The sequence below is a fragment of the Saccharopolyspora sp. NPDC049426 genome (genome assembly GCF_040676935.1).
GTDB lineage: Bacteria > Actinomycetota > Actinomycetes > Mycobacteriales > Pseudonocardiaceae > Saccharopolyspora.
On sequence record NZ_JBFAPZ010000007.1, the window covers coordinates 341,094 to 360,586 of the forward strand.

General features: G+C 68.6%; 20 protein-coding genes, 1 tRNA gene, 1 pseudogene and 1 CRISPR repeat array. Of the genes and pseudogenes, 12 read left to right on the forward strand and 10 right to left on the reverse strand.

What is annotated here, in order from left to right; all coding sequences use genetic code 11:
- Positions 1–119 precede the first annotated feature (119 nt).
- Entirely contained in the window at positions 120–1,670 is a 1,551-nt protein-coding gene (locus tag AB0J78_RS18055; RefSeq protein ID WP_363790294.1) for a peptide deformylase, read from the reverse strand.
- A gap of 204 nt (positions 1,671–1,874) precedes the next feature.
- On the opposite strand from AB0J78_RS18055, the gene AB0J78_RS18060 reads away from it, so the two are divergent.
- The 4 genes from AB0J78_RS18060 (at position 1,875) to AB0J78_RS18075 (ending at position 5,105) form a co-directional block, all read left to right on the forward strand.
- Positions 1,875–2,849: a Gfo/Idh/MocA family oxidoreductase gene (locus tag AB0J78_RS18060; protein WP_363790296.1), complete on the forward strand. Its 975-nt coding sequence runs from the start codon at positions 1,875–1,877 to the stop codon at positions 2,847–2,849.
- The gene (locus AB0J78_RS18065) at positions 2,846–4,105 is read left to right on the forward strand and encodes a DegT/DnrJ/EryC1/StrS family aminotransferase (protein WP_363790298.1); all 1,260 of its coding nucleotides are present in this window, start codon (positions 2,846–2,848) and stop codon (positions 4,103–4,105) included. Before AB0J78_RS18060 ends, AB0J78_RS18065 begins: the two co-directional genes overlap by 4 nt.
- The gene (locus AB0J78_RS18070) at positions 4,102–4,560 is read left to right on the forward strand and encodes an NUDIX domain-containing protein (protein WP_363790300.1); all 459 of its coding nucleotides are present in this window, start codon (positions 4,102–4,104) and stop codon (positions 4,558–4,560) included. Before AB0J78_RS18065 ends, AB0J78_RS18070 begins: the two co-directional genes overlap by 4 nt.
- 66 nt (positions 4,561–4,626) lie before the next feature.
- Positions 4,627–4,899: a CRISPR direct-repeat array (repeat unit 29 nt; unit sequence GTGCTCTCCACCCGCGTGGAGGTGGTCCG).
- A 68-nt stretch (positions 4,900–4,967) separates the two neighbouring features.
- Positions 4,968–5,105: a hypothetical protein gene (locus AB0J78_RS18075; RefSeq protein WP_363790302.1), complete on the forward strand. Its 138-nt coding sequence runs from the start codon at positions 4,968–4,970 to the stop codon at positions 5,103–5,105.
- A gap of 85 nt (positions 5,106–5,190) precedes the next feature.
- On the opposite strand, the gene AB0J78_RS18080 is transcribed toward AB0J78_RS18075, so the two are convergent.
- From AB0J78_RS18080 to AB0J78_RS18095, 4 genes and pseudogenes are all read right to left on the reverse strand, one after another.
- Positions 5,191–5,583, reverse strand: a complete 393-nt coding sequence (locus AB0J78_RS18080) for a phosphohydrolase (protein ID WP_363790477.1) — start codon at positions 5,581–5,583, stop codon at positions 5,191–5,193.
- 49 nt (positions 5,584–5,632) lie between these two features.
- Positions 5,633–5,713 (reverse strand): annotated as a pseudogene (locus tag AB0J78_RS18085) (phosphohydrolase); the annotation flags it as partial.
- Between the two features lie 573 nt (positions 5,714–6,286).
- A tRNA-Val gene (locus tag AB0J78_RS18090) sits at positions 6,287–6,361 on the reverse strand.
- A 225-nt stretch (positions 6,362–6,586) separates the two neighbouring features.
- On the reverse strand, positions 6,587–7,807 hold the full coding sequence (locus AB0J78_RS18095) for an NADP-dependent isocitrate dehydrogenase (protein ID WP_363790304.1): 1,221 nt from the start codon (positions 7,805–7,807) through the stop codon (positions 6,587–6,589).
- Between the two features lie 232 nt (positions 7,808–8,039).
- On the opposite strand from AB0J78_RS18095, the gene AB0J78_RS18100 reads away from it, so the two are divergent.
- The 5 genes from AB0J78_RS18100 (at position 8,040) to AB0J78_RS18120 (ending at position 10,959) form a co-directional block, all read left to right on the forward strand.
- The gene (locus AB0J78_RS18100) at positions 8,040–8,873 is read left to right on the forward strand and encodes a metal-dependent hydrolase (RefSeq protein ID WP_132684852.1); all 834 of its coding nucleotides are present in this window, start codon (positions 8,040–8,042) and stop codon (positions 8,871–8,873) included.
- A 126-nt stretch (positions 8,874–8,999) separates the two neighbouring features.
- The gene (locus AB0J78_RS18105) at positions 9,000–9,428 is read left to right on the forward strand and encodes a hypothetical protein (RefSeq protein ID WP_363790306.1); all 429 of its coding nucleotides are present in this window, start codon (positions 9,000–9,002) and stop codon (positions 9,426–9,428) included.
- 57 nt (positions 9,429–9,485) lie between these two features.
- On the forward strand, positions 9,486–9,686 hold the full coding sequence (locus tag AB0J78_RS18110; RefSeq protein WP_132677523.1) for a DUF1918 domain-containing protein: 201 nt from the start codon (positions 9,486–9,488) through the stop codon (positions 9,684–9,686).
- A 159-nt stretch (positions 9,687–9,845) separates the two neighbouring features.
- Positions 9,846–10,040 carry a hypothetical protein gene (locus tag AB0J78_RS18115; protein ID WP_363790309.1) on the forward strand — a complete coding sequence of 65 codons (195 nt, stop codon included), beginning with the start codon at positions 9,846–9,848 and terminating at the stop codon, positions 10,038–10,040.
- Positions 10,041–10,122: 82 nt separating this feature from the next.
- Positions 10,123–10,959: a DUF4253 domain-containing protein gene (locus AB0J78_RS18120; protein WP_363790311.1), complete on the forward strand. Its 837-nt coding sequence runs from the start codon at positions 10,123–10,125 to the stop codon at positions 10,957–10,959.
- 187 nt (positions 10,960–11,146) lie between these two features.
- On the opposite strand, the gene AB0J78_RS18125 is transcribed toward AB0J78_RS18120, so the two are convergent.
- The 3 genes from AB0J78_RS18125 to AB0J78_RS18135 are packed head-to-tail and all read right to left on the reverse strand — an operon-like array spanning position 11,147 to position 13,600.
- Positions 11,147–11,437 (reverse strand): DUF3017 domain-containing protein, encoded by a 291-nt coding sequence (locus AB0J78_RS18125; RefSeq protein ID WP_363790313.1) that lies wholly within the window; start codon positions 11,435–11,437, stop codon positions 11,147–11,149.
- 24 nt (positions 11,438–11,461) lie between these two features.
- Positions 11,462–12,313: a bifunctional methylenetetrahydrofolate dehydrogenase/methenyltetrahydrofolate cyclohydrolase gene (locus AB0J78_RS18130; RefSeq protein WP_363790315.1), complete on the reverse strand. Its 852-nt coding sequence runs from the start codon at positions 12,311–12,313 to the stop codon at positions 11,462–11,464.
- 6 nt (positions 12,314–12,319) lie between these two features.
- Positions 12,320–13,600 (reverse strand): MFS transporter, encoded by a 1,281-nt coding sequence (locus AB0J78_RS18135; protein ID WP_363790317.1) that lies wholly within the window; start codon positions 13,598–13,600, stop codon positions 12,320–12,322.
- 277 nt (positions 13,601–13,877) lie between these two features.
- Between AB0J78_RS18135 and AB0J78_RS18140 the strand changes: the two genes are divergently transcribed.
- Positions 13,878–16,373 carry a glycohydrolase toxin TNT-related protein gene (locus tag AB0J78_RS18140; RefSeq protein WP_363790319.1) on the forward strand — a complete coding sequence of 832 codons (2,496 nt, stop codon included), beginning with the start codon at positions 13,878–13,880 and terminating at the stop codon, positions 16,371–16,373.
- A 65-nt stretch (positions 16,374–16,438) separates the two neighbouring features.
- Here AB0J78_RS18140 and AB0J78_RS18145 read toward each other — a convergent pair whose 3' ends face one another.
- Complete coding sequence (locus tag AB0J78_RS18145; RefSeq protein ID WP_363790321.1) at positions 16,439–17,029, reverse strand: pentapeptide repeat-containing protein; 591 nt, start codon at positions 17,027–17,029, stop codon at positions 16,439–16,441.
- Positions 17,030–17,071: 42 nt separating this feature from the next.
- Between AB0J78_RS18145 and AB0J78_RS18150 the strand changes: the two genes are divergently transcribed.
- A complete protein-coding gene (locus AB0J78_RS18150) occupies positions 17,072–17,428 on the forward strand; it encodes a VOC family protein (RefSeq protein ID WP_363790323.1) in 357 nt (118 codons plus the stop codon).
- Between the two features lie 33 nt (positions 17,429–17,461).
- On the opposite strand, the gene AB0J78_RS18155 is transcribed toward AB0J78_RS18150, so the two are convergent.
- The gene (locus AB0J78_RS18155; RefSeq protein ID WP_207918820.1) at positions 17,462–17,923 is read right to left on the reverse strand and encodes a universal stress protein; all 462 of its coding nucleotides are present in this window, start codon (positions 17,921–17,923) and stop codon (positions 17,462–17,464) included.
- A 107-nt stretch (positions 17,924–18,030) separates the two neighbouring features.
- Between AB0J78_RS18155 and AB0J78_RS18160 the strand changes: the two genes are divergently transcribed.
- Positions 18,031–19,305, forward strand: a complete 1,275-nt coding sequence (locus tag AB0J78_RS18160; protein ID WP_363790326.1) for an ArgE/DapE family deacylase — start codon at positions 18,031–18,033, stop codon at positions 19,303–19,305.
- The last annotated feature ends 188 nt before the right edge of the window (positions 19,306–19,493 follow it).

Consider the following 19,493-nt stretch of genomic DNA (forward strand, 5'->3'; position numbering starts at 1 on the left):
GGGCTTCCCGATGTGCTCTCCACCCGCGTGGAGGTGGTCCGTGCACGGCAGCCGGCTGCACATGGTCGCCTCAGTGCTCTCCACCCGCGTGGAGGTGGGTTCGTAGCTGGTTCGGTTGCTCAGCTCTCGTCGATCGCGCTGCCATGCGGCTGCTCACGGGTGCTGGCGGGGTAGTGCCAACCGCTGCCGGTGCCGCGATACTGCTCGACTGGGGTCGGTTCGCGCCCGTCGGGTAGGTGGTCTCGGCAGAGGATGCCGTAGAGGTGGTCGACTTCATGGGCGACGAGGCGTCCCAGGCCGCGGTCGAAACGGGTGATGCGTCGAGTGCCGTCGAGGTCCTGGTGTTCGACGTGGATGGCCAGCGGTCGCGGGATACGGCAGCGGACGTCGAAGAAGCTCAGGCATCCTTCGTACTGCTCGTCGGTGTCGGCGCTTGTTTCGATCACGCGCGGGTTGAACAGCACGATTGCCTCACCACCGTCTGGTGGACGTACCAGCGCGGCCGCTCGGTCGATACCGATCTGAGGTGCGGCCAGACCCATGCCCTTACCGAAGGTATGCGCGGTGGCCACCCGGTCGGCGGCGGCATGCATTTCGGCGACCACACGCTGGGCGTCGTCGGCTTCTTCCGGAAGGTTGAGGTGGGTCGCTTCCCGCCGCAGCGCGGGATCGCCGTCCTGGACGATGCCCAACGCGCTCATCACCTCGCCGGGGCGGGCGTCGGCGACCGGCGTGGTGTGCGGGTCGTGGCGGAAGTGCCATTCCAGCTTGTAGCGGGAGTGAAGCGGTGGGTTGTCGGTGGACCAGGAGTAGCGGGTGCGGTCCCCGCTGTGGTGGTCGGCGATGGCAGTAGGAAATGGCAGGGATTCCGCGGCCAACGAGGTGTGCAGCCCCCACACCGTCGGCTCCAGTGCAGTAGGGAAATCCAGGCTCACCGAGAGCGTGCGGGTGGGCAGGCGCACGGCGCGCCGGAACCAGTTGCCCCACTTAGCCACGGGCACGGTGTAGCTGTACTCGATCCAGGCCGTCCGGCCGGGATACAGCGGGAAGTGTCCTGCTTCGCCGGACAGCAGCAGCCAGACCTCCTTGAACGCATCACGGTCGTGCTGCACTGTCCAGCGCAGTTCCTCGTCGCGATCCGGGCCGTACCAGGCGCGCAGGCCGAGCTCATCCCAGGTCAGCGGGTCATCACGGTAGAGCTGGTTCGAGCGCTGCGGATCGTCGGGGTAGCGGTCCACGGAGATGCGGATCAGATATCGGGTGACCGGTTGCGAACCCTGGTTGACCAGCCTGCGACGCATGGTGGCGCGGTAGACGCCGTGGTCGTAGACCAGATCGGCTTGGTCGTGGTCTACGACCAGCTCCCCATGTGCCTCGGTCGCCAACTGCGGTTCGGGCTCAGGCCGCTTCGCGACCGGGGAAGCATCGGTGTACCGACCTCGCCAAGCACGCCGCAACGTTCCCCCACTGTTGAGTGCGGAATCGGCAGCGTAGGCGAAGTCGGCGGAACCGGGTTCATCTCCGCTTTCCACTTTGGACACGTAGGAGCGGTGGTAGCCCATGAGCTTGCCCAAGGCTGTGCGGGACAGGCCGCGTACTTCGCGCCAGCGCCGGAATTCGGCAACGAACTCGTCCTGGTCGGCTGACGTCTCGGCAGCCTCGTCGTTCATCCTCGTCACTCTCCACCGTGCGTGTGCGTGAGTGCACCGTGCGTGCAATTCACCCTAACCGCACCCCACCGAGCAGAGATGCACTGTGCAGCGTCCTACCCGCGTCTATCGCCGGAGGCGCCCATGTTTTCCCTGACAAACCACACCGCTGCTCCCTCAACCACCCTCAGCAGGACTGCGCGGCCGCACCGGTCACGGGTTGGCGTGATCGGACTCGGTCACCAAGCCTGTACCGACCACCTGCCTGCCGTGACGGCCAGCGACCACGCCGAACTCGTCGCCATCTGCGACACCGACCCCGTCGCCCTGGCAAGCGTGGGGCGCGAGTACACCGTGCCTTCCTACCGCGACGCGGCCGCGATGTTTGCCGAGCAGAACCTGGACTTCGTTGTCGTAGCCGTACCGCACCACGCCGGTGCGCCGATCATTCGCACCGCCGCCGAGCACGGAGTACACGTGCTCAAAGAAAAACCCCTGGCCACCAGCCTGCCCGAGGCACGCGCACTGGCAGCCTGCTGTGCCGAAGCAGGCATCGAGGTCATGGTGACCATGCAACGCAGGTTCAACCCGATCTACGCCGCCTTCGATGACCTGGCTGAACGCATCGGCCGCCTGTACCACCTCCAAGCCACCTACACCCTGTCGGTCGACCCTGCTGAGGGGTGGCGCGGGCACACGCGGCTTGCTGGCGGCGGCTGCCTGCTGGACATGGGCTACCACGTCGTGGACATGCTCCTGTGGTACTTCGGGATGCCCAGCCAGGTACTCGCCCACTGCTCAGCGACAGCTCGCCCCGAATACGACTACGACGCCGAGGACACCGCCACACTCACCCTCGGCTACAACTCCGGCATGGTCGGCACCGTACTGCTCTCGCGCTGCATGGCCCCGAAAACCGAGATCTTGCGCGTGACCGGCACCGACGGCGCGGTGCAGCTCGAACGCGGCCAGATCCGGCGCCTCGACCGCACCGGAACCGTGGTGGAGTCGCTGACCCGCGAACAGTCCTGGCCCACCGCCGCAGTAGCCCAGGTCAACCATTTCTGCCGCGTGCTGGCCGGGACTCGCGCTAACACCGCAGGCCCCGAGTCTCATCTCGCCCACGCCGCACTGATCCACGCCGCCTACACCTCCGCGGCCGAAGGTCGCTTCATCGACCCCCGAAAGGTCATGGAATGAGCCCACAACTCGCCTTGAATGGCGCGACCCCGGTACTCAACCGCCCGCTACCGCACCTGGCCTGGCCACCCATCAAACCCGCAACCACGGCCGCCGTGATCGCGCAGCTGGCCACCACGGTGTCCATCCCGGATCGCTCCGGGATCATCGCTGAACTGGAAGACAAGCTTGCGGCGTACTTCGGTGTGCGGCACGCGGTGCTGACCAGTTCCGGCACCGCAGCGCTGCACAGCGCCTACGCAGCCCTCGGTTTGCATGACGGGCACGAAGTCCTCGCACCCGCCTACACCTTCCACGCCACGGCCAGCCCCCTGTTCCACCTGCGGGCCTCTCCTGTACTTGTCGACTGCGATCCACTGGGCAACCTCGACCCCGATGCCGCCGAAGCAGCCATCACCCCGCGCACCCGCGCAATCGCGGTGACACACCTGTGGGGCGTGCCCGCCCAGATCGAGCGGCTCCGTGCTCTCGCCGACCGCTACGGCCTGGCGCTGATCGAGGACGCCTCCCACGCCGCCGGCGCGACTGTGTCCGGCCGCAAGGTCGGCTCCTTCGGCGACCTCGCCGCGATCAGCATGAACGGCCCGAAACCTCTCTCAGCCGGTGAAGGCGGCATCGTGCTGACCAACGATGACGAGCTCTACTACCGGGTGCTTTTGCACGGCCAGTACAACAAACGGTGCCGTGCCGAAATCCCCGCCGAGCACCCACTACACCGCTACGCGGTCACCGGGACCGGCCTGAAGCTGCGCATCCACCCCTTGGCCGCCGCGCTAGCGGCCGAGCAGCTGCCCCGGCTGGACGACTACCTTGCCGGGCGCCGGACGCTCGCCGAAAAGATGCGAGCCAGGCTGCGCGGCCTTGCCGGCCTGACCGTGCCTGAGCCTCCCAACGACGTGGCCCCCTCGTGGTATGCACTGGCCATTCAGCACCATCCCGAACAGTGCGACGGCATCCCCACTCATCGTGTGGTCGAAGCACTCCAAGCCGAGGGAGTCGACGTCGACCAGCCGGGGTCCACACGACCACTGAGCGATCACCCACTGTTCAACGCGCCCAACCCAGCGTTTCCGAACCTGCCCGAAGGCTGGCCGCGCTATCGTCCCGGACAGTTCCCCATCGCTGACGCGCTGCATCGGCACACTCTCAAACTCCCTGTGCCCCACGACGATGACGCGCTCACCGAGGACTACCTGACCGCGTTCACCAAGATCTGGACACACCGTCACGAACTGAAGGAAGACCCGACCGCATGAACATGCCCACTCTCACAGAACTCAACACACAGGACGCCAACGACGGCATCGAACAGCAAGTCGTCGGCGCCGTCATTGACTACCAAGGCGAGGTCCTTCTGCTCAAGCGCCCCGTCGATGACTTCCGTGGCGGCACGTGGGAACTACCGTCCGGCAAGGTCGAAAGCCACGACGCCGACCTCTACGCTGCACTGCGCCGGGAAGTCAGCGAGGAAACCGGCCTGATCATCGCGGACATCACCGGATACCTCGGCGCATTCGACTACACCTCCGGCTCCGGCAAACACACACGTCAGCACACGTGGTCAACAACCCAGCGAAGCGTCGATCCCCGACAAGATGTCGTACTCACCGAACACGACGACCAGGCTTGGGTGACCAACACCAGTGCGCACCCAGTCAGCAGCGAGGTCCAGCACCTCATCGACACCCACTTCACCGCCGTAATCAGCTGACCCATAAGCCAGACAACGCCAGCACCAAACGAACAGGCAACCTCCAAAAACCCCAGTTCACGAAGTGTGCTCTCCACCCGCGTGGAGGTGGTCCGGAGTTCGAGCAGGGGCTGCCACCGATCACGACGTGCTCTCCACCCGCGTGGAGGTGGTCCGCGGTGAGATCATCTCCTCCACCGTCGGCTCGAGTGCTCTCCACCCGCGTGGAGGTGGTCCGAACCACCACTCCCCGACCTCGACCACGTAACCGTGCTCTCCACCCGCATGGAGGTGGTCCGCAGCAGGCTCCGGCCGATGGCCGCAAACCCATGTGCTCTCCACCTGCGTGGAGGTGATCCGCAAGTGCGTACCGTCAGCGGCCATGACGCTGGCGAATCCGCACCCGTGAGATCAATGAGCAAACCGGTGTGGACGTCAAGGTCGTGCGCCTGATCGGCGCCGATACCAACCCCGGCGATGCAGGATTGATCCAGCCGTTCTCGCCTGTTCGAAGCCATGTCAGCCGCACAAAGGCGGCAGCGAAAACAGAAGAAGTCGCCGGGTAGTCCCAACAGATCTCGATCAGCTGAACGTTCGCGCCTCGATGCGCCTGCGCATCGATCACGCACTGGGCGCGCCCCGCACGCAGCACTACCTGGGATTAGGCGCCAACCTCTGAACAGTCAAGCGCTGTTCGGTGCGCAAGACGGCTTCGGCGAGCACTGGACGCGCCTTGACCCACGTGCGGTGAACCGGGTCCTCCGGGGCGTAGCGGCTGAAGATCTCCTCGACTCGCTCGTCGTAGGTCAAGCGCTGCCCAGCCGGCCCCGTGGTGAGGTCGGCCGTGACCACGGCGTCCAACAAAGCGGAGTCCTCGAACGGGAACTCGGCCAGCTCGTCGGACATCCCGCGCTCGGCTGCCTCGAACCGTGCCCCCGAGTGGTGCGCAACGAGGTTCACGATCACCTCCGACCACCCCTGTTCCCGGAGGTACCGGGCACCGTCGAGCGGGTGGAACTTGGTGTGGCCGATCTCTTGGGGCATATCCGATGTCGTGGAGCCAAGCCGCGGCGACCAAGGTGCCTTGGTCCTGTTGTGGCACGGCGTCGCTGAGCTCGGACGCTCGTGCGGCGACTGCCTGAACATGCTCCCAACGGCGCCCGAGCGGGGCCACGAAGCGTTCGGCAGTCTCGGCGGCTTGCTGGACCAGCTCCGTGTGCGCTCACACTACCTTTCACCGCCTCAAAAACGTGATCGACATGTGGAAGTTGCGCATGGGCGTGAGAACAACGCGTCCGTAATCCCTAGCTGCTCCCACACCTAACGGAACCCCTAATCCGGGCCACCGATGCCAAGAGACAACCGACGAAGGAAACGTTGGCTGACGACAGTTCCCTCGCTGGACCTGAACTCCTGCTTGCCGGTCGCGACACCGACTGCGCCAACCCAGCCCAAACCATGCCGACGACCGGGCTGACCGACTCAGAGGTGAAATCACACCGACACCGGGACATGTCACACGACCGATCGCTCCGAACCACCGGCCCGCTCACGAAACCCTGCCACCGATTAGGTGATCGCGCGCCCCGCACTGCCACGACAGTCCGGACGCTGTCACGTTGAAACTCTGAACACAGATGGGATGAACACAGTAAGCCAAGATCAACTGCTCCCAAAATGCTCCCAAAACAGTTGGAGCCCCAACCAATGGAAACCATCAGTTGGGGCTCTCACCTGGGAATACAATTGGTGCGCGATACTGGGATTGAACCAGTGACCTCTACCGTGTCAAGGTAGCGCTCTCCCACTGAGCTAATCGCGCTCGGCGGATCTCTCCGCCAGCGGTGAAGAGTTTAGCCCAGCGGGTTTCGGCCGTTCGCACCCACCCCTGGCCTTCGCGGGACGTCGGCGGCACCCGGCGGCGAGGTGCGATTTCGGCTCCGGTGCCGCCCTCGACGCAGATCCCCGGCAGGTGCTCGCCGTGGCCCGGGAACGCAAAAACGCCGCTCCACCCGGGGTGGTAGCGGCGCTTCGCGTCAGCCGAAGATCAGCGGTCGGCCATCTTCTTCTGCAGGTTCTCGTCCAGCGTCGCGAGGAACTCCTCGGTGGTCTGGAACGCCTGGTCGTTGCCGACCAGCAGCGCCAGGTCCTTGGTCATCTTGCCGCTCTCGACGGTCTCGATGACGACCTGCTCCAACGCGTTGGCGAAGCCGATGACCTCCGGCGTCGAGTCCATCTTGCCGCGGGCCTGCAGGCCGCGGGTCCAGGCGTAGATCGACGCGATCGGGTTGGTCGAGGTGGGCTTGCCCTGCTGGTGCTGGCGGTAGTGGCGGGTCACCGTGCCGTGCGCGGCCTCGGCCTCCACCTTGCCGTCAGCGGTCATCAGCACCGAGGTCATCAGACCCAGCGAGCCGAATCCCTGCGCGACGGTGTCCGACTGCACGTCACCGTCGTAGTTCTTGCAGGCCCAGACGTAGCCGCCCTCCCACTTCAGGGCGGTGGCGACCATGTCGTCGATCAGCCGGTGCTCGTAGGTGATGCCCTTGGCCTCGAACTGGGCCTTGTACTCGGCCTCGTAGATCTCCTCGAACACGTCCTTGAACATGCCGTCGTAGGCCTTCAGGATCGTGTTCTTGGTCGACATGTAGACCGGGTAGCCGCGCTCCAGGCCGTACCGGAAGGACGCGTGCGCGAACTCCTCGATCGACTTGCGGTAGTTGTACATGGCCATCGCCACGCCACCGTCTTCACCGAACTTGGCCACCTCCATCTCGATCGGCTCGGAGCCGTCTTCGGGGGTGTAGGTGATGGTGACGGTGCCCGGGCCCGGGACCTTGAAGTCGCTGGCCTTGTACTGGTCGCCGTGGGCGTGACGGCCGATGACGATCGGCTTGGTCCACGTCGGCACGTACCGCGGGATGTTGGAGATGACGATCGGCTCGCGGAAGATGACGCCACCGAGGATGTTGCGGACGGTCCCGTTCGGGCTCCGCCACATCTTCTTCAGGCCGAACTCCTCCACGCGCGCCTCATCAGGCGTGATGGTGGCGCACTTGACGCCTACGCCGTGCTTGGCGATGGCGTTCGCCGCGTCGACGGTCACCTGGTCGTCGGTGGCATCCCGGTGCTCGATGCCGAGGTCGTAGTAGTCGAGGTTGATGTCCAGGTAGGGGTGGATCAGCTTGTCCTTGATGAAGGACCAGATGATCCGGGTCATCTCGTCGCCGTCCAGTTCGGCGACCGTGCCCTGGACCTTGATCTTGCTCATGTGGCGGGGTGCTCCTCTCGCGAGAATGCAAGCGGTACAAGCGTACTGCTAGCGCCTTCGATTGTGCCTTGCCCCCGTCGGCCGCCACCAGGGTCACGGCACATCCGAAGCCAGATTCACAGCTGCCACTCCCCGGGCAATGCCGAGCTGCACCGCGATCTTCTTCTACTCTCGAACTCACGGACGAGTGATCTTGTCGAGCAGGTGTTCGGCGCAGGCGAGCAGGAGAGACATGGCGACAGGACCGACGCACGCGATGAGCGGGTTGGCCGCATGGGCAGCGGTGACCGCCCTGGCCGACACGCACGCGATAGGGCAATTATCCCCCAAGACCTGGGTGGTCGGAGCCACTCTTTCCGCAGGCGCGGCCCTGCTGCCCGACATCGATCACCCGTCGTCCACCGTCGCGGCCACCTTCGGCGCCATATCCAAGGGCTTCTCCGCGGGCATCAGCGGCTTCAGCGGCTTCCTGTACCGGCTGACCCGCACCAAGAGGGACAGCGATCGCGAGGGCACCCACCGCGGCTTCACGCACACCGTCGTCTTCGCCGTCCTCGCCGGGCTGATCACCACCGCGATCGTGCAGACCAGCGAGGGCAGCGCGCTCGGCGTGCTGATGTTCTTCTTCGCCGGACTCGCGGTGCGCGGGCTGATGCACACCTGGAGCTCGCGGCAGGACGCGCTGCTCATCGCGGTCACATCGTTGCTGCTCACGGTGGCCTGCTGGGCCTGGGCGGGCGACCAACCGACCGACGCGGCCGCGTTCGGGCTCGCCGTGATGATCGGCTGCGTCGCCCACTTCATCGGCGACGCGATCACCGAGCAGGGCTGCCCGATGCTGTGGCCGGTACCGCTGGGCGGCAAGACCTGGTACCCGGTCGCGCCGCCGAAGAAGCTGCGCATGCGCACCGGCGGCGCCGTCGAACTCGCCATCATCGGACCCGGCCTGACCCTCGCGGCGGCGGCGCTGACCTGCGTGGTGCTCTACCGCCTCGGCGTGGCCCCGTGGCTGGCCGGACTGGACCTGCCACCGGGATTGATGGCCTGGATCGAGGCAAGCCCCTGAGCCACCCGGAGTAGGGTTTAGACCATTAGCACGTAAAACAAGACAAACGGCACAATCCCTCTGGTCTGACCGATAAGGTGCACCTGCGGTGCCATGTGGGCACCGCTCCTTGTCCCCGGAGGGAAGATGCGAGCTCGAATGCGGATCGCAGCGGCGGTCGTGTCGCTGCCACTGCTGGCCGGCCTCGCCGCGTGCGGCGAGATCCAGGAGGCCCAACAGGGACTGCAGCAGGCCAACCAGCAGCTCCAGGGCGCCCAGCAGAGCCTGGACACAGCGCAGGCGTGCCTGCAGGCGATCAACGCCGCGAACTTCGTGCCGAATTTCGCCGACCCGCAGAAGGCTCAAGCCGACGCGCAGGCCAAGGTCACCGAGCTGCAGCAGCTCGCCGACAAGACCGCGGACGCAACGCTGAAGCAGAACCTGCTCGACGTGCAGGAGTCGGTTCAGCAGGTGGCCGACGGTCAGATCGACATCGAGGCCAGCGCCGAGTGGACCTCCGCCCAGCTGGACAAGTACCAGGCCGTCACCACGACCTGTTCCCGCCTGGGCGGCTGACGACCATGCGGACCGTGTCGCATGTCACTTAGCCTGGAGCAGCGGAGGTGATGTGCGATGAGAGCAGTCGTGGGCGATCAGCTTCACGTGCACAGCAAGCACGTCGACGAGGCCGAGAAGTACGGGGAGATCCTGGAGGTCCTCGGACCGGACGGCGAACCGCCGTACAGGGTCCGCTACACCGACGGCCACGTCGGCCTGGTGTTCCCGGGTTCCGACTGCGTGGTCGAAGCCCCTTCCCCTCGCCGAGGCGAGTAGCACGGCCGGTCGCTCCCAGCGGCCGGCCTCACTCCCGCGGTTCGGCGAGGACCGAATCCACCTCGGCCCGGAACGGCGGTTCCGGGCCGACCTCCTCCCTGCGAACTGACCGGTCACCTCGAGGCTCAGCACGCCGCGAACGTCCGAAGAGGACGAACGGTGCCGGTGCACGGCGGAGTCGGAACGCTGCTCGCGCAGCCGGCCGTCGCCGACGAGATCCGCGCCATCGGAACGGCCGGACGAATGCCGCTCCAGGACGACGAGCAGGCGCTCGACCTGCACCAATCCGGGAAGAAGACCGGCCGCGTCGTGCTGCTGCCCGGCACCCGACGGGCGGAAAACCCGAAATGTTAGCTGGTTTGCACCATCCCGGGCTCCCACGAAACGCCCCACGTCCTTAAGGTGGTTCCAACGGGAATCGCGAGGAGGCTGTGAAGTGTTGCAAGACGACCGGGACGCGGGGGCACCGGCCGATCTTTCTGCGGTTTTCGGCATCAGTTCAGGGCTTTCCACCGAGCTGCCACCTGGCGAGATCCTCACCGAGCGGATGTCGATGGCCGCCTACCCGACACCGCTGTGCTGGATCAGCCTGGACACCCCGAGGCCCCAACTGGCCGCCGCGCTGCGCGCCGAGCACCGGCGCAGCGGGCTGTGGCCGCTGCTGCTGTGCGACAGCGACGAGACCTTCGGCGAGCGCTGCACCGTCGGAGTGACGGCCCCCGAACCGCTGGAGCACATCGACCGCTGGCGCGTCTACGACGTCATGGTGCGGATCTGGGACGGCCTGGTGCAGGCCGACGACGAACTCGGCCCCGCCTACGACCTCGACGTCCTGACGCCCTTCGACTACACCTGCCCGGGCCCCGCCAAGGCGGGCAACCTGCTGGCCGATCCGGACGTGCTGGCCAACCAGCAACTCCCGAAGCTCGTCGACGGCGACACCCGGCTGGCCCTCGTGCCGGTCAAGCGCGGTGCCGACGTCCTGACGGTGCTCGGCTGGTCCGGTGCCGCCAACCACGTCTCGCGCACCGCCGGGCTGTCGGCGATGGTGCGCAGCTGGGAGGAGCGCTTCGGCGCCCGCATCCTGCGGCTCGGCCCGGACCGCCTGGACATGAGCGTCGCCGCCCCGCCGCAAACGTCCGAGCACGCCGCCCAGGTCGCCGCCGAGCACTGGACCTTCTGCCCCGACCGGATCCTGCAGGAGACCGGCTCGATCTCGGCCTACGCAGGCGAGATCCGAGGCCGCCGCACCTGGTCCTTCTGGTGGGACTGAACGATTTCAGTGGAAATCAGAACCCCGATTTCCACTGAAACCCCGGACCCGACTTCCACTGAAATCGGGGAACCAGGCTGTCAGCGAGAACCGTCTGCTTGGAGCTCGTGGTCTTTCGCGGACTGTCTCTTGTGGACGTGAAAGAGGCAGGCGTCCCTGGTGGGGCGCCTGCCTCTTGGGGTTCTCGTCAGCCGAACAGGCCTCGGATGGTCATGGCGATGGAGATGATGACCACGCCGAAACCGCTGTAGAGCAGCATGTCCACCACGCGGCTGCGGATGGCCAGCAGACCGGCGCGCTCGTACGGGATCATCGCGCGCAGCCCCGCCGCCACCAGCAGAGCCAGACCGAGCACGACCGTGCCGCGACGCCAGTGCTGCAGAGCCACCAGCAGAAACCCGATCAGCCCGATGCCGCACACCAGGCCGAACGGCACGTGGACGGACAGGCGGTACCTGTCCGGGATCCAGTCGCTCACGTTCCTCCAGTCCCCGCGCCGAATTCAGCCCAGGTTGCGCTCGGCCGCCTCGACGACGTTGGTCAGCAGCATCGCGCGGGTCATCGGGCCGACGCCGCCGGGGTTCGGCGACAGGAAACCGGCGACCTCGGCGACGTCCGGGTGCACGTCACCGGCCAGCCCGTCCTCAGTGCGCGTGACACCCACGTCGAGCACCGCCGCGCCCGGCTTGACCATGTCCGCGGTGATCAGGTGCGGCACGCCCGCGGCTGCGACCACCACGTCCGCGCGGGAGACCTCCGAGGCCACGTCCTTGGTGCCGGTGTGGCACAGGGTCACCGTGGAGTTCTCGCTGCGGCGGGTCAGCAGCAGGCCGATCGGACGGCCGACGGTGATGCCGCGACCGACGACCGCCACGCGCGCACCGTTGAGCTCGACGTCGTGACGGCGCAGCAGCTCGATGATGCCGCGCGGGGTGCACGGCAGCGGAGCCTCCTCGCCCAGAACCAGCCGGCCGAGGCTGATCGGGTGCAGGCCGTCGGCGTCCTTGGCCGGTGCCATGCGCTCCAGCAGCGGTCCGGCATCGAGGTGCTTGGGCAGCGGCAGCTGCACGATGTATCCGGTGCACTCGGGATCGGCGTTGAGTTCGTCGATCACCGCCTCCACGTCAGCCTGGCTGACGTCGGCGGGCAGGTCCTTGCGGATCGACTTGATGCCGACCTTCGCGCAGTCGTTGTGCTTGGCGCGCACGTAGGACTGCGAACCCGGGTCGTCTCCGACCAGCACCGTTGCCAGGCCCGGGGCCTGCCCTCGCTCGACGAGCCGGGCGACGCGGGGTCGCAGCTCCTCGAAGATCGCGTCCTTGGTGGCCTTGCCGTCGAGAATCGTCGCGCTCACAGCTTCTCATCGTGGCAGATCGGTCGCGGCTTGACCTCGCCGGTCCGCAGTTTTCTCCGCGACTTCTCCGACCACTTCCGCGGCGGGCCGCAGCGGACCGGAGCGGCGGAGGTGCACCAGCACCACGCCGAACGCGGCGACGGCCAGCGCGGCGCACGTCACCCCGGCCAGGGCCGGCCCGCCGCGGTCCATCATCGAGCCCACCAGCGGGTTGGCCATCGCGATCCCCATCGTGCTCGCGGTGGTCGTCCAGCCGAACGCCTCGCCCCGGCGTTCCGGTGGTGCCAGATCGGCCAGCCGACCGTTGGAGGCCGCCAGCAGCGGCGCGATCGCCGCACCGCCGACCGCCAGGATCGCCCCGATCACCCACGGCGATCCGCTGGACACCGGCGGCAGCGCCGGGACCAGCGCGCACAGGCCGAGCGCGGCCAGCCCGGACCGAACTCCCAAGCGGTAGCGCGGGAAACCACCCATCACCAGACCGCCCACCAGCGACCCCAGCGCCCACATCATCGCCATGACTCCCGCCAAGCCGGGCTCGCCCCGCTCGCGGGCCCAGCCGACGAGCACCAGGTCCACCGAGACCAGCGCGCCGACCGACAGGCTGAAGAAGCACATCATCGACGTGAACCCCCGCACCCGCACCAGGCCGACCGAGCGTCCCCGCTGCGCACCGCTGCCCAGCCCGCCGCGAATCCCGGCCCGCCACAACGCCGAGGCGAACAGACCGGGTCCGATCAGCGCCCAGGCGGCCAGCACCACCAGCGCCGCCGACGGGCTCCACGCCGCCACCACGAACGTCGCCAGCATCGGCGCCACCACGTAGAGCAGCTCCTGCAGCGTCGCCTCGACCGCGTAGGCGGCCTCGCGCGCCTCGCCCTCGGCGATCCGCGGCCACATCGAACGCGCCACCTGCCCCAACGGCGGCGACGCCAGGCCCGTGGCGAGCCCGACCAGCAGCATCAGCCACCAGTGCTCCCCGTCCAGCCGGTGCGTGGTCACGATCATCGCCGCGAACCCGGCCGACTGGAAGAACCCGCTCACCACCAGCACTTTCGCCACCGAGGTGCGGTCGGCCGCACGGCCGCGCACCGGTCCGGCGATCGCTTGGCCGATGGTCATGGCGGTGCAGACCGCGCCGCCGATCGCGTAGGAACCGGTCCACTCGGCGATCAGGAACGTCAGGACCATCACCTGAGCCGGGGTGTAGAGGCGCGCGAGCAGGCCGAAGCCCATCAGTGACGGAGCGTGTGGGACAGCGGCCAGTAGTCGGTAGGGACGCAGCACGTGATAACTGTGTCGTTCGGCACGGGCGTACCGCTACTGGTTTTCGGGCCCCCTCGCTGATCCAATACACCTGGTGGTGTGATGTTCATGCGAACTTTCAGCAGGCAAGCTCTGGGGCGAGATCATCGGTCTCACCCAGGGTGATCTTGAAAACCGCCACAAGACGATCAACGGCGGCGCGGATGTCACACACAGCGCACAACGCCGGGCCCGCGTCGAGTAGCGTTTCGACGGGGTGGAGTCGGGTTGCCTCGTCGAGAGGGGGAGGATGTCACCCATGTCGCGTCCGACAGCGATCAGTCCGGAAGAGCAGGAGCAGATCGCCCGCAAGATCGGTGTTCTGCTTTTACAAGGCGCTCCTGAGGACTGGCAGGAGATCACGGTGGAGTACCGCGCCACCGGCGAATACACCGACCTGCTGGGTGAGCTCACCGCGCAGGACGGCAGTTCACGCTCGTTGGAGCCGCCGGTCGAGCTGCGCGAGATCTTCGAGCGCCTCCGGGAGGGCATGTACCGCCCCGACGTGGGCACCTGGTTGAGCGCGCTCTACGTGGTCGAGCGCCCGTCCAGTTATCGAATCGATATCAACTTCGACACCGAGCCGCAGTGGCAGCGCCCGCTGCCCCGCGCGGCCTACGTCGACGAACTTCGCCGCTACCCGCGGTCCGAGGACAACATCCCGGACTGGATGCAGGAACGGGTCGACGGCACCGCATCCTCGCAGGCCGAGGACACCCCCGTGGTGCCGGACACGGTCGCGGGGCTCGAGGACGAGGCCGCGTTCTCCTCCGCCACCATCGGCTCCGGCCGCTTCCGGATCACCAACGTCTTCGACGACGTCGACGACGAAGGTCGCCCGGTGGTCTCCGAGCGCCGCCCGGTGCCCGCCGACGAGGTCGGCGCGCTGCGGCAGTACCTGGAGAACGCCCCGGTCGTGCTGGCCTCCCGGGAGAACGAAGAGGACCACTTCGACCCCGAGCGCGCCCAGTCCGTCCCGGGCACCTGGCACACCGACGGCACCTGGCTGTGGCCGGGCTCGGTGGCCTACTACCTCGCCCAGTACGGCATGCCGCCGGAATCGGCGCTGGTCGAGCACGTTCGCAGCCGCGGTTTCACCGTCGGCGACGTCGACGACGAGACCCGCGAAGCAGCCGTCAGCGAGCTGGTGGACCAGCCCGACGAGGCGGTCGGCGAACCCGAGTCGAACTCCGGGGACGACCCCCTCGGCCTGGGCACCGGGGTGGCCGCCGGAGCGGGAGCTGTCGCCGCCGGCGCCGCCGCGATCGGCTCCACCTCTGGTGAGCCCGAGGTCGACGAGGTTCCCGAGCCGGCCGACGAGCTCATCGAGGACGACGCACCGTCGGCCTCCGGTTCGCGGCACGTCCTCGACGAGGACGACGACGCGCCCGACGCCCAGGAAGTGCTGGCGCAGCTGCACGACCGGCTGTCCGACTTCCAGGTGGACAGCGACGCCTACCGATTGGGCAGCCGCAGCGCGGACGCCCACTGCCTGGTGCAGGACGGCGACGACTGGGTCGTCACCGGCAACGAGGACGTCCGGTTCGCCCGCGTCGACCACGCCGCCGCGTACCTGCTCGGCAAGCTGCTGCTGGAGCAGCCGACGGCGTCGGCCGCTCCGGCACCGGCCGTTCCCGAGATCGCCGACCTGCCGCAGCGCGGCGCGCCGGAACCCGAACTCCCGCAGCGCACGCCGCAGGAACCGGCCGATCTTCCGCAGCGCACGCCGGAGCCCGCCAGCGAGCTCCCGCAGCGCACGCCGGAACCGGCCGACCTGCCGCAGCGCGGTCAGGAGCCCGCCGACCTCCCGCAGCGGACCCCGGAACCGGCCTCCGAGCTGCCCAAGCGCACCCCGGAGCCGTCGGCCGATCTGCCGCAGCGCACGCCGCAGGCGTCGGAACTGCCCCAGCGCGCCGCGCGCGAGCCGGAGCAGTCAGGCCCGAGTACCGGTGGGAACCCGCTGTTCACCGCCAACCAGGAGGCGCCGCAGGCGTCCCAGGAGCCGGCCCCGCCGGCACCGCCCGCTGAGGAGCCGACCCGGTTCCAGCCGGCTCCGTCGATGGACCGCCCGCTTCCGCCGCAGGCTCCGCCGTCCCCGCCCGCGGGGAACCCGGTGCAGCCGCAGGCCGGTGGGGCGCCGGGGTCCAACCCGCTGCCCAAGCGCCAGCCGCGCCGGGACAGCAACGCCCCGGTTCCCCCGGCCGGCAACCCCGCCGCGCAGCAGGGTCCGGTCGGTGGCGCCGAGCGTCGTCCCGGGCCCGGTGGCCCCGGCATGGCCGGTCCGCAGCGACAGGGCCCGCCGCCCGGACCGCCGCGTCCGCAGCAGGGTCAGCAGCCCCCGCAGGGCCAGCCGCAGGCCGCGCCCAACGGACAGCCCGCCAACGGCCAGGCCCCGCAGGGTCAGCAGATCCAGCCGCTCAACGGCGAACCGCCGCTGACGCTGTACCGGGACCGCCGGATCGTCATGCTGCAGCCGGGCACCGAGCTCGACCGCTTCGGTGAGCCCAACGGCAACGTGATGTACACCGTGCGCACGCCGTACACGCACCGCTCGCTGCCGCCGCAGTGGTCCAACCGGACCTACTCGGCCTACCGGGTGCAGCGCCCGATCCAGGCGCTGCGGGGAACCGCGGTCGCGTGGTTCGAGCAGCCCGGTGGCGGCACCGCGTTCGTGCTCCCGGCCTCGGTCAGCGACCTCATCGCCGACGGCACCCTCGCCGAGATGCCGTCGGGCGAACGTCCGCCCATGGAGTGAAACCGGTTGAGAAGAGGGCCCTTCCCCAGCTCGGGGGAGGGCCCTCTTCTCGCGCTGCAGGCCGTTCAGTCCAGGTGCAGGCCGTGGGCCGCCGCGAAGGACAGGGCCAGGGCGGTGTCGACCCGGGCGCCCCGGAGGTTCGCCTGGACCAGGGCGTCGGCGTCGAGGCGGGCGTCGCGGAGGTCGGCGTTGTTGAGGCGCGCGCCGAGCATTCGGGCGCCGCTGAAGTCCGCTTCGCTGAGGTCGCAGCCGCGCAGATCGCACTCGGTGAGGTTGGCCTCCCGGAAGCGGACGCCGTGCAGGTCGACTTCGCGCAGGTCGCAACGGCCCATCGCGACCAGGGTCAGGTCGGTCTCGCGGACAGTCAGCGACCGCAGCCGGCAGTCGACGAAGCTGGAGCCGAGCAGGCTGCACCCGTCGAAGCTGCTCTTGCCGAACACCGTGCGCTCGAACTTGCAGGACCGGAACGCGCTGGCGACGTGCGAGGAGGTGTTGAGGTCGGCGCCGGTGAAATCGCAGTCGGTGAACACGCAGTTGCGGGTCTTCAGACCGGTCAGGTCGGCGTCGGTGAACACGCATCGCTCGAAGACCCGGCCGGACCACTCCTGATCCGGCAAGATCGCGTCCTGGAAGTCCTCACCGACCGCGCTCGTCATGGCCACACCCTGGCACGAGCGCCCGACGACACCGGAGGCACCATGCGAATCCACCGAGTTGTTCCCAACATCAGGGCCACCAACATCGCCGCCACGCGTGATCACTACGTGCAGGTGCTCGGTTTCGAGGTGGTGATGGACATGGGCTGGATCGTCACGCTCTGCGCCCCGGACGACCGGAAGCGCCAGCTCGCCCTGATCACCGAGGACGCCAGCGCTCCGGAGCACCCGGACATCTCCGTCGAGGTCGACGACGTCGACGCCGCCCACGCGGCCGCGGTGGAGCGGGGCGTCGAGATCGTGCACCCGCTGACCGACGAGCCGTGGGGCGTGCGGAGGTTCTTCCACCGCGACCCGAGCGGCACCGTCGTCAACACCCTGTCCCACCGGTCCGCCTGAGACCTCGCGGCCAGGAGCTGTTCGCCTTCCGCATCAGGGGACGACGACGACCGGGCGGACCGCTTCGACCACCAGGGTCGCCGGAACCGTGCCGAGCAGGCCGCCTCTCCTGCGCGAACGGCCGACGACGATCAGGTCGGCGCGGTACTGCTCGGCGACCTGCTCAAGGCCCACCGCCGGGTCACCCCGGTGGTGCACGAAGTCCCAGTCGATGTCCACCCACTTGAGGTGCGAGACGACCTCCTGCTTGAGCTCCTCCACCAGGGACTCAGCAGCTTCGCTCGCCACCGCGACGCCCATCGGCGACCAGTAGGCGACGCCGCCCACGGCCTCCACGTAGACCAGCACGAGACGCGCGCGCTCCCGCCGGGCGAGACCCGCCGCCCACGCCGCGGCGTGGAAGCTGGCCGGGCTGCCGTCCATGCCGACGACGATGCCGCCCAGACCGTCCTTGCCGATCTCGAATTCACGCTTGGTGCTGTCGCCTTCGGCCACGCCGGAATGGTACTCAGTGCCCGGCGGTCGTGGTCCCTTCGCCGGGCCCGAGGCGATTTGCCGACGGGTCTCCCGCAGGCCGGGGACGCCGCGTTAGGTTCTGCTGCGTGACCGCAGTGGAGCCCCGCACCGAAGCCGAACAGCGCGCCCTGGACGCCGTGGACATCGACGCCATCGTCGACGACCTCCGCGACCTGGTGGCCATCCCCAGCGTCGGAGGCAGCTCCGCCGAGCACGACGCCCAGCAGTGGTGCGCGGACCGCCTTTCCGCGCTCGGCCACCGGGTCGACCACTGGCGCATCGACGTCCGCGAACTCGCCGAGCACCCCGACTTCCCCGGCCAGGAGGCTCACCGCGACGAGGCCTACGGCTGCGTCGGCGTCAGCGGCGAGGGCGACCCGGCGCTGGTGTTCTGCGGGCACACCGACGTGGTGCCGCCCGGCGACCTGGACCGCTGGCCGAACCGCGACCCGTACGCGCTGCGCATCTCCGACGGCATCGCCGCCGGTCGCGGCACATGCGACATGAAGGGCGGCGTGGTCGCCTTCCTCGGCGCCCTGACGGCGCTGCGCACCGCTGGTGTCGAGCTGGCCAGGCCGGTCGCGGTGCACGCGGTCGTCGCCGAGGAGGACGGCGGTCTCGGCGCGTTCGCCACGCTGCAGCGCGGCCACCTCGGAGAGGCGTGCGTCATCGCCGAACCGACCCAGAACACCGTCGTGGCGGCCAACGGCGGTTCGCTGACGTTCCGGCTGGAGATCCCCGGGCAGAGCACGCACGGTTCCACCCGCTACCGGGGCGTCAACGCCCTCGACAAGCTCGCCGAGCTGCTGCCGGTGCTGCGCGAGCTGGAGACCGGGCGCAACGTCGATCCCGACCCGCTGGTGGAACACCTGGAGATCCCGTACCCGCTGTCGGTCGGCACGGCCCGCGTCGGCGACTGGGCCAGCACCGTCCCGGACCTCGCGGTCGCCGAGGGCCGCTACGGCGTGCGGCTGGGCGAGTCCGTCGAGCAGGCCAAGGCCGAGTTCGCCGCCGCCGTCGCCGAAGCCTGCGCGGCCGACCCGTGGCTGGCCGAGCACCCGGTCCGGGTCACCTGGCCGGGCGGCATCTTCGCCAGCGGCCGGTTCCCCGAAGGGCACCCGCTGCTCGACGAGACCCGCGAGGCGATCACCGCCGCCGGTGGTCCGGTCCCGGAGGTCGTGGGCGCGCCCTACGGCTCGGACCTGCGCCAGTACGCCGCCACCGGCATGCCGACGCTGCAGTACGGCCCGGGCGACGTGCGCTACGCGCACGCCGACGACGAGCACGTCAGCATCGCCGACCTGGAGCAGTGCGCCCGCACCTTCGCGCTGCTGGCCATCCGCAGGTGCGGAATCGCGTAACCCCCGTCAGGCAAGTGCCGAAGGCGCTTTCTCCGTGCCCACCAAAGCAACTCGCACCGCCGCGGGTTCTGACACGTCTTCTGGGGAGGACAGCCGTAGCGCCGTGGATCGGACATTCACAAGTCTCGGATCCCGGAGCAAGAAGGCGTGTCAGGTTCCGCCCCCCGCACCGCTGCACAACGACCACG